Here is a 1,009-nt window from a genome sequence, read left to right on the forward strand (position 1 = left end):
CGAGCCAGTCGTTCCATACCGGCGGCATGCCCGGCGCGGGCCGGCACAGCCCGCGCTGCGCGCCGCCCGCGCACTGTCCGGGCGGCGGCCACGCGGCCAGGCGCGGGTCGGCGCCGGTGGCGCCGGCGCGCAGCGCCAGCAGCAGGTCGGCCTCGGCGTCCAGCAGCGCCGCCTCCGCGGCGCGGAAGGCGATCTCGCGCTCGAGCTGGTAGGCCCCGACCTGCCGCGCGGAGAGCAGGAAATGGAGACCTGCCGCGGTGGTGGCGGCAACCAGCAGCAGCATCGTGCCGACCAGCAGCAGCGTCGTGCTGCCGGTCATGCGCGGGCGCGCCGCGAGCGCGGCGGCGTTCAGCACAGCGTCTCCGCGCATGGCGCCGGATTGCGCAGCCGCACCGAGGCGGTGAACACGCGGCGCAGCAGCGCGGGCCGGTCCGCTGGCTCGAATGCCACCGCGCCGTCCTGCGCGGCGGGCGCGGGCGGAAACAGGACGAGGGCCGGCGCCCGCGCGCGCTGCGCCAGCGGGCGTTCGCCACGCAGGACCAATGCGACCTGCACGGCGAGCACGTTGTGCCATGCCGGCATGCCGCGCCGGTTCATCTCCTCGGCGCGCAGGAACGTGTCGGGCCTGCCGTCGCCGGTGGTGTCGATGCCGTAGCGCAACCGCATCGTCTCGACACCGCGCACCAGCGCGCCGGAGGTCCAGCTACCGGCCTGCGCCTGTCCGTCGCGCCGGCTGGCATAGCGGCACAGCAACTGCGGTTCGCCGTCGGCACCGCTGGCCACGTAGAGCAAGTTGGCGCCCGCATACGGCGTGTCCTTTGCGGCATCGCCCACGCTCCGCGCCGCCAGCGCATAACCGCTGCAATCCACCATGGTGCGGTCCGGCAGCGCGGGCTGCCGCTCGCGCCCGCTGCCGCTGAAGCGCACCAGCAGCGCATCGCTGCCATTGACGCCGCGGCGCGCGCAGGCGGGCACCGGGCCGATGCCGGGCTGCCCGCAGTCGTCGCGT

General features: G+C 75.8%; 1 protein-coding gene and 1 pseudogene. Both read right to left on the reverse strand.

Features of this window, described 5'->3' with window-relative positions:
- Positions 1–355 (reverse strand): annotated as a pseudogene (locus K206_RS0120470) (hypothetical protein); the annotation flags it as partial.
- A partial coding sequence (locus K206_RS38845) for a PilW family protein (RefSeq protein WP_020204260.1) occupies positions 349–1,009 on the reverse strand: 661 nt, incomplete at its 5' end. The gene K206_RS38845 and the pseudogene K206_RS0120470, both read right to left, overlap by 7 nt.

Origin of the sequence: Cupriavidus sp. WS, from assembly GCF_000395345.1 — a bacterium.
Lineage (GTDB): Bacteria > Pseudomonadota > Gammaproteobacteria > Burkholderiales > Burkholderiaceae > Cupriavidus > Cupriavidus basilensis_B.